Source organism: Streptomyces sp. NPDC059455 (assembly GCF_042750115.1).
Taxonomy (GTDB): domain Bacteria; phylum Actinomycetota; class Actinomycetes; order Streptomycetales; family Streptomycetaceae; genus Streptomyces; species Streptomyces endocoffeicus.
The window spans coordinates 1-8636 of record NZ_JBHYVB010000330.1 but is presented as its reverse complement, the minus strand read 5'-3'; the positions used below and the strand labels follow the sequence as shown (position 1 = coordinate 8636).

5 protein-coding genes are annotated in these 8636 nt (G+C 70.3%); 2 read left to right on the top strand and 3 right to left on the bottom strand.

From position 1 onward, the window contains the following. Together ACFXB5_RS51085 and ACFXB5_RS51080 are read right to left on the bottom strand one after the other, a co-directional pair. Window positions 1–1841 (bottom strand): type I polyketide synthase (locus ACFXB5_RS51085; protein ID WP_385222325.1); only part of this gene is annotated, 1841 nt, incomplete at its 3' end. Between the two features lie 41 nt (window positions 1842–1882). Continuing rightward, entirely contained in the window at window positions 1883–2440 is a 558-nt protein-coding gene (locus ACFXB5_RS51080; protein WP_307841155.1) for a hypothetical protein, read from the bottom strand. 383 nt (window positions 2441–2823) lie between these two features. Here ACFXB5_RS51080 and ACFXB5_RS51075 point away from each other — a divergent pair, with 383 nt between their 5' ends. Beyond that, window positions 2824–4221: a M28 family metallopeptidase gene (locus tag ACFXB5_RS51075; protein WP_385222321.1), complete on the top strand. Its 1398-nt coding sequence runs from the start codon at window positions 2824–2826 to the stop codon at window positions 4219–4221. A 112-nt stretch (window positions 4222–4333) separates the two neighbouring features. Here the strand turns inward: ACFXB5_RS51075 and ACFXB5_RS51070 are convergent, their stop codons facing one another. Beyond that, window positions 4334–6367, bottom strand: coding sequence for a M6 family metalloprotease domain-containing protein (locus ACFXB5_RS51070; RefSeq protein WP_385222319.1), 2034 nt, complete (start codon window positions 6365–6367; stop codon window positions 4334–4336). A 496-nt stretch (window positions 6368–6863) separates the two neighbouring features. On the opposite strand from ACFXB5_RS51070, the gene ACFXB5_RS51065 reads away from it, so the two are divergent. Continuing rightward, window positions 6864–8498: an AMP-binding protein gene (locus ACFXB5_RS51065; RefSeq protein WP_385222316.1), complete on the top strand. Its 1635-nt coding sequence runs from the start codon at window positions 6864–6866 to the stop codon at window positions 8496–8498. Window positions 8499–8636: the final 138 nt, after the last annotated feature.

Here is an 8636-nt window from a genome sequence, read left to right as displayed (position 1 = left end):
TGTTCGAGGTGTGGGTCGAGGAGGGCGCAGACCTCGTCGAAGGCTTCGGTGAAGACGGGGAAGCGGTCGTAGAGTTCGGCGCCCATGCCGGGGCGTTGGCTGCCCTGCCCGCTGAACAGGAACACCGTCTGACCGGCGGCCTCGGCGGCCCCGCCGGGGTGCACCAGGCCCGGATGCGGCTCTCCGGCGGCCAGTGCCTCCAGCCCGGCCACCAGCTCCTCGCGGTCCTGGCCGATGACCACTGCCCGGTGGTCGAAGAGCGTCCTGGACCGCAGCAGGGACCACCCCACCTCAGCGGCACTCACCGCAGGGTCGGCGTTCACCTGTGCCACCAGCGCCCGCGCCTGGCCCCGTAGCGCCTCCGCCCCGCGCGCCGACACCACCCACGGCACCGGCCCACCCACGTGCTCCGCCGGTCCCGCCTCAGCGTCCCCCTGTGCCGTCGCGCCCCCCTCAGGGGCCTGCTCCAGGATCAGATGGGCGTTCGTCCCGCTGATGCCGAACGACGAGACCCCCGCTCGCCGCGGATGCTCGCCCCGCGGCCACTCCCGGGCCTCGGTCAGCAGATGGACATCGCCCGCGTTCCAGTCCACATGGGGTGTCGGTTCGTCGATGTGCAGTGAGGCGGGCAGCACCTCGTGGCGCATCGCCATCACCATCTTGATGACCCCGGCCGCACCCGCGGCCATCTGCGCGTGCCCGATGTTGGACTTGATGGACCCCAGCCACAGCGGACGTCCCTCGGGCCGCTCCTGCCCGTACGTGGCCAGCAGCGCCTGCGCCTCGATCGGATCGCCCAGCGACGTACCCGTACCGTGTGCCTCCACCGCGTCCACCTCGGACGCCGACAGCCGGGCGTTGGCGAGCGCCTGTCGGATCACCCGCTGCTGCGAGGGCCCGTTCGGCGCGGTCAGGCCGTTGCTGGCGCCGTCCTGGTTGACCGCCGTGCCCCGGATCACGGCCAGCACCTGGTGGCCGTTGCGCCGCGCGTCCGACAGCCGTTCCAGCAGCAGAACGCCCACGCCCTCGGCCAGGGTCATGCCGTCGCTGTTCGCCGAGAACGCCTTGGACCTGCCGTCCGGCGCGAGCCCGCGCAACTCGCTGAAGCCGATGAACGGTGCCGTCGAGGACATCACGGCCACGCCCCCGGCGAGCGCCATATCGCATTCGCCCTGCCGGATCGCCTGGCAGGCCAGGTGCATGGCCACCAGGGAGGAGGAGCACGCCGTGTCCACCGTTACCGCGGCCCCCTCCAGGCCCAGGGTGTACGCCACCCGGCCGGACACCACGCTGGCCGAGTTGCCGATGGTGAAGTAGCCGGCCGAGCCCTCGGGCACCTGGGAGGCGTCGGAGCAGTAGTCGAGGTGATCGCAGCCGATGAAGGTGCCGGTCCGGCTGCCCCGCAGCGACTCCGGGTCCACCCCGGCGTGCTCGATGGCCTCCCAGGAGGCCTCGAGGGCCAGTCGCTGCTGCGGCGCCATTCCGAGCGCCTCGCGGGGGCTGATGCCGAAGAACGTGGCGTCGAATCCCGCGGGGTCGTCGATGAAGCCGCCCTCGCGCGTATAACTCGTCCCCGGGTGGTCCGGATCGGGGTGGAAGAGATTCTCCAGATCCCAATTGCGGTCGGTGGGGAGTTCCGAAATGGCGTCCCGCTCCGTGGCGACCAGTTCCCATAGCTCTTCGGGGGACCGTACGCCTCCGGGGAAGCGGCAGGACATTCCCACGATGGCGACAGGCTCATGCCCCGCGGATTCGACATCCTTCAGACGGCGCTGCGTCTGCCGGAGATCCGCCGTCACCCGCTTCAGATAGTCGAGCAGCTTCTCTTCATCGCTCGCCATGGTCGGCCACCCCCACTTCCCTCGGTCCGGAACGCTGAACGCTATTGGCGGCGGCAGTCGTAACTGCCGTGCAAAATACTTCCGTCGGGGAAGGTGAAGCTCGTGGAGTTCTTGAAATGCCCTGGTCCGAGCACCTGGTAGTCATCCTTGAGGTCCAGCTTCACGCCCGTTGTCTGCCCCGATGCATTTGGTGTGATCACCTGGGTGAGGGGGCCCTTGAATATCAGGTGGCCGTCCTTCCAGCCGGACGAGGTGTAGTTTCCGGAGGAACCCCAGTTGTCGTGGTACTGGTTGATGAATGTCCCGTCCACGGGATTCCAGCCGAAGGACGAACGGCCGACCACGCTTCCGGGTTCGAGCGTGGCGTCCGTGTAGAGGTAATGCCCGCCCATGGCCCGCTTGGTGTTCAGCTTCAGCACCGCCGGCTTTCCGCCCGGCGGTGGGGTGTAGTCACAGGTGTAGGAGCCGAGCAGAAAGTCCAGGTCGCGGATCTGCGGGGGAGCGGGGAGCGGATTCCTGCCGCGCGGCGGTTTGGCTCTGGTATCGGGCTCGGCGTTCACCGGGGAGACGGTGAGCGCGATCAGGCTCACCGCGGCCACACCCACGACACCAGCCGGGACCTGCCCGCTCCACCTCCTCCGCCGGGCCGTGCCCCGCGGTTCCCGTTCCCGTTCCCTTTCCTCCGAGCTTTCGGTACGCACACTCGACTCCCAACCGTCAATCGGGCGCTGACCTGCGGCTGAGCCGCCTGATCGGCGGCTTGTCCGGATACGGCGACCATCATTTGTGCCGTCGCCAAAGTGGGTCTAACGCCCGGCTTGGCCTCCTCCCGGACGAGACGTGGCCTCCTCCCGGCCGAGGCCTGGCCTACGCCCGGATGAGAAATGGGGCGCCGCGAAAGAGGAGTACTGGCCTCGCATTAGTCCAGCTTTAGCCCGCCCGTCGACCATGAATGCCGACCATGGCGATGAGGAGGATGACGATGAGCGGCTGGCCGGAGCTGGAGAAGTACATCGATCGCGCGCCCACCTCGAAGGAGATGATGGCCTGGATCGAACTGATCGTCAGCCAGGGCATTCGCCGGGCGGGCTATCCGGCCGACGGCTGGACCGAGGAGTGGGCCGCCGAACAGTTCCGGGAGACGGGCCTGGAGGACGTACGGCTGGAGCCGCTGGACACGCCCATCTGGCGGCCGCGGTTCGCCGCCTTCGAGATCTGGCCCACCGGCCGGCCCGACGAGGTCATCCGCTTCGAGGGACTCGCCCTGCCGTACACCACCCCGACCGAGGGCACCGAGGGCCCGCTGGTGCGGATGGAGGACGGGGAGGTGCGGGGCTCCATCGCGGTCCAGGAGATCGGCTTCACCCGGCTGCCGCAGACCGAGGTGCAGGCCCGGGCCACGGGCTCCTACGACCCCGAGGGCGTGTTCCCCGACCTCGCCCAGACCGTGCCCTTCGACCTTCCCCATGTGCTGGACTTCGACATCGCCATCAAGGACGGCGCCACGGCCTATGTCGGCCTGCTCACCGGACTGCCCTGGGAGACCAGCGACTTCTACTGGCCCTATGACGCCGAGCGGCGCTCCATCCCCGGCATCTGGCTGAGTGGCAAGGACGGGCAGCGGGTCCGCGAGCTGATGGCGTCGGGGGAGTGCGAGGGCCGGATCGTCTCCGATGCCACCATCACCGAGGAGACCACCCACAATGTGGTGGGCACCCTGCCCGGCGCCTCCGACCACTGGGTGATCGTCGGCTCACACCACGACGGTCCCTGGGCATCGGCCGTGGAGGACGCCTCCGGGGTCGCGCTCGTCCTGGCGCAGGCCAAGTTCTGGGCGTCGGTGCCGCAGGAACTGCGGCCGCACAACATGCTGTTCGTGCTGACGTCCGGCCACATGGCGGGCGCCGCGGGCACCCAGGCGTTCATCGCGGCGCACCCCGAGCTGTTCCCCCAGGTCGTCCTCGAAATGCATCTGGAACACGCCGCACGCCAGGCCGAGGTGGTCGACGGGGAGGTCGTGCCCACCGACGACCCCGAGGTGCGCTGGTGGTTCACCACCCAGGCGCCCCAGTTGGAGCAGCTGGTGGCCGAGTCGCTCGCGGCGGAGGACCTGCGCCGCTCGTGGATCCTGTCGCCGACCGCCTTCGCGCCGAATCCCGCCACCGACGGCGCCTACTTCTACTACACGGGTGTGCCGCTGGTGCAGCTGATCACCACGCCCATGTACATCTTCGATCCGCGGGACACCCCGGACAAGGTGGACGAGCAGAGCCTGGTGCCGCTCACCAAGGGGGCGGCGCGGATCATCGCCGGTACGGCGGGCTGTGAGCCCGACACCCTCCGGGTGCCGATCCAGACCGCGGCCGACGAGACGGAGTAGGACCCCGACGGGGACCGCCGATGGAATAGGACCGCCGACGGGGACCGCTGACGGAGTAGGACCGCCGAACGGGCACGGCCCGCCGAGTTCCGGCGGGCCGTCGCCCGTCGCCCTACCGGCGACCCGACAGCCGGCACAGCGCCTTGGTGGTTCGGTGCGGATCGCTCTCGGAGCGGGCGGTGAGGACGACCGCGCCCCGCCGCTCGGCACCCTTCTTCGCGGCCACGGCGACCTCCACATCCACCGATTCACCGGCCCTGGCGGTGGCGAGACGGTTGGGCAGCCAGGCGGACCAGCCCCGGCCGACCGCCCTCGCCGACAGCCGGTAGACATCCGAGTCCACCGATGTGGCCGGAGCCGTCGCCCGGTCCCCGGTGGCGCGTCCGGTGTTGTCGAGGCCGAAGGTGCACACGGCCCGGGAGCGGGAGGGATCCCCCTTGGCCTCACCGCGGTGCAGGGTCACTCCGCGGCGCTGCGGTCCGGCGCCGTCGAGGGACTTCACGGCGATGGTGTACGAGAGCACTCCGGACCTGTCGCGCTTGAGGTCGAGCACATAGAAGTGCAGCCGGTTGGCCCGGTCGAGGTACTCGTACTGGCTGCCGGAGTCGGCCCCGGCGTGGAAGAGCGCATCGCTGAGCTGCCGGTAGTCGCCCATGGTGATCTTCTGGTCGGTGCCGTCGGGACGCCGGAAGTCCACCAGGTCGATGTCCTCGGGGTGGGCGTCGACCACCCAGGCGAACGGGGCCCGGTCCTTGTTCTTGGTCTTGGCAAGCAGCACCCCGTGATCCGGGGTGAACGAGTCCATCCCCATGCGGTCGACGACCTCGACGGTGTAGTTGTCGTAGCCGCCGCCGTCGCACAGCGGGTCGGTACCGTTGTCGCAGGGCTCCGACAGATCGCCGCCCATGGTGATGTTGACTCCGGAGAGCCCCTTCTCGCCCGGTGGCGCCGAGCGCGCGGTGACCCGGGCGACGACGAGACCGGAGCTCTTCAGCGCGTCGCGGTCCAGCCGCAGCACATTCTTCTCGTCCACGATGCCGAGCTTCAGCTTGTCGCGCAGCACATGCTGGGAGCCCATCGAGCCCCCGGCCGTGGCGGGGATCTGCCAGCGGGTGTGCGGTCCGCCGGGGCCGTTGAAGGAGCCGCGGGAGAGCATGCTCCAGATACCGGTGTACGAACGGCTGAGGGGGGTGCCGTACGGGTTGTTGTAGTTGTCCCCGATGCCCAGGATGTGGCTGAGCTCATGGGCGTACACGGCCATCCCGGAGCTCTCGGCCTGCACCGACGACCCGTCGGCGGCGTTGGGCCAGATACGGGCGGCGGCCTGCCAGGACGTCCACGGCACATAGCGGGTCCGGGCGGAGTTGTCGCCCGCGGCGGCGGGCGGTCCCCAGGCGGCGGGTATGTCCGGTGCGCCCGGGAACTTCATCGGGCCGAACTCCTGCCAGGTGGACGACTCGTCCTGGCCGGCGGTGAGATAGAAGACGAAGTCGAACGAGTCCGCCTTGTCGGCGCCGACATCGGCCACCCAGGCGGCCTTGCCGTCCTCCCGGATGTCCTTGCCGCAGGTGTCCCCGGCCGGGCAGGCGCCCGGGTTCATCGAGTCCTCGACGCCGTACTGATAGGACTTGCCCGGCATGCCGTACACACCGAAGGCCGTCAGATCGACACCGATGCGGCCGCCGGAGTCCTCCATCCAGTACTCATTGATGGTGTGACCGTTGTTCAGTGGCCCCGGTGTGTTGAGGAAGTCCTGGTAGAAGCGCGGGAGGCGGTCGCGCGGAATACCGGAGGCGCTCGGCTGCGGATTGCCGAACAGGGTGGACCCGGCCGGCCGGCTGACCGTGAACTCCTCGTCCGGATAGTCCAGAAGCACCAGCGCGCCCTTGAAGGTGCGCTGCGTGGGCTTGACGGAGGGGTCCGCCCAGTGGGTACCGGGGACCGCGCGGTAGTCGGCCCAGGTCATGTCGTCGGGGTTGCGCCACTGCTGCGGATCGATCGGCCGCACCAGCGACGGCCGGGCGGGGCCGGCCGACGGTGTGCCGTCGGGGGTGGCCCGCGCGGGTCCGGCGGCGATGGCCGCGGCGGTGGCGAGGACGGTGGCGACGACGGTCAACCGGCCGACGGGTCTTCGGGGGAGGATCAAGGCTCACCTCGTGTCGGGCGTCTCGGAGCTCAGACATGACAAGCCGTGCGAGCGGTATGCCTACCGCTGCCCAAAGGTAGGACGGGGGAAGGGGGGACGCCAGAGTGCCTCGGGACACCAGAGTGCGTCGGGACTGTCGAACTGTCGAAGTGCGTCGGGATTGTCGAAGTGCCTCGGGACTGCCGGGGTGCTCGGAACCCCCGGGGCCGTCGCCCGTCCACCCCCACCCCGCTCCGGCCCGCGGATGCCGTCCCGGTCCCGGTACCGGAGGACGGCTGACGGGCCGGTCGGAAAGCGCGATAGCGTGTACCGGCCAACGGGAGCTGCCGCCGCCTGGGACTTCGTCAGCACAACCCGGGAACAGCCCACCCCGGAAGGCGAGGTGCGCCCGCGCCCCCGAGGTGCGTCCGCGCTCGCCCGAAGTCGGGCACCGGCCCCCTCCCGTCCGGCGCGATTCGTGGATACCAGCACCTGGATACCAGCACTAGGAGCCCTCTTGACCAGCCCAGAACAGCGCATGGCTGACCTGCTCAAGACCTTCGGTGAGCCTGCGGCGAACACCGCGTACCTGCTGTGCGACGGGCACCCGGACGACGCCGTCGCGTTCACGGTGGTGGGCAAGGACATGACCGGCCATGACATGACGTACGGGGAGCTTCGTGACCGTTCCTCGCGCATGGCCGGTGCCCTGGCCGCCCTGGGAGTCGGAGTGGGCGACCGCGTCGCCACCTTGATGGGCAAATCCGCCGAACTGCTGGTCGCGAGCCTTGCGATCTGGCGGCTCGGGGCGGTCCAGGTGCCGTTGTTCACCGCGTTCGCCTCACCGGCCATCGCGTTGCGGATCACGGGCAACGACACCAAGGTCGTGATCACCGACGCCGACCAACGCCCCAAGTTGGACCCGGAGTCGGGCTTCCCCGGCGAGCGCCCCTGGCGGATCGTCACCACCGGGCCGGTCACCGGGGCCGATCTGTCCTTCGCGGAGCTGGCCGAGGAGCACGCCCCGCTGTCCGAGCCGGCGGCCGTGGGCGGCGACGGGCTCATCGTGGAGCTGTTCACCTCGGGCACCGCGGGCACGCCGAAGGCCGTCCCGATCCCGCTGCGGGCGGTCGCGGGCTTCGCCATGTACCAGCAGTTCGGCCTGGACCACCGGCCCACCGACGTCTTCTGGAACGCCGCCGACCCGGGCTGGGCGTACGGCCTGTACTACGCGCTCATCGGGCCTCTCGCCCTCGGGCAGCGCGGACTGCTGCTGAACGGCCTGTTCTCCGCGGAGTCCACCTGGGAGGTGCTCTCCCGCTTCGGGGTCACCAACTTCGCCGCCGGGCCCACCGTCTACCGCAAGCTGCGCGCCTCCGGCATCCCCGCCCCCGCCGATCTGCGGCTGCGTTGCTGCTCCGCGGCGGGCGAACCGCTGCCCCCGGACGTCGTCGGCTGGGCGCTCGAGACGCTCGGCGTCCCCGTGCGCGACCACTACGGCTCGACCGAGCTGGGCATGGTGGTCGCCCACGCCTGGCACCCGGACCTGTGCGACGAGATCAAGCCCGGCTCCATGGGCCGTCCGCTGCCCGGCTGGAGCGTGAAGGTGCTGCGCGAGGACACCAACTCCGCGCTGGCCCGCGTGGACGTCCCCGGACGGGTCGTCGTGGACATCGCCGACAGCCCGCTGATGTGGTTCAAGGGCTACCGCGAGGCCCCCGAGCAGACCGCCGAGAAGTTCAGCCCCGACGGGCGCTGGTTCTACACCGGTGACACCGCAGCCCGCGACGAGGAGGGCCAACTGTTCTTCTCCGGGCGCGGCGACGACATCATCCTGATGGCGGGCTACCGCATCAGCCCCTTCGAGGTGGAGACGGTGCTGCTGGAGCACGTCGCGGTGGCGGAGGCCGCCGTGGTCGGCGTACCGGACGACGAGTACGGCGAGGTCGTGGAGGCGTTCATCGTGCCGCGCCCGGGGATCGAGGCGGGCGACGCGCTCGCGGCCGAGCTGCAGCAGCTGGTCAGGGAGCGGTACGCCAAGCACGCCTATCCGCGGCAGGTGCACTTCGTGGCCGAGCTGCCGAAGACCTCCAGCGGTAAGACGCAGCGGTTCCTGCTGCGCCCGGAGCAGGCCGCACCGCGGAGCCGCTGAGCCGGCCCGGCCCGAGGCACCGAGCACCACGTACGCCCCGGGGCCCCGGGTAAGACACGGGGCGCCGGGGGGGTTGCGTGTGCCCCTGGGCAGGGCCGGTGAGCCAGTGTCAAAAAACCGGGCGGGTAACCCGGCGGG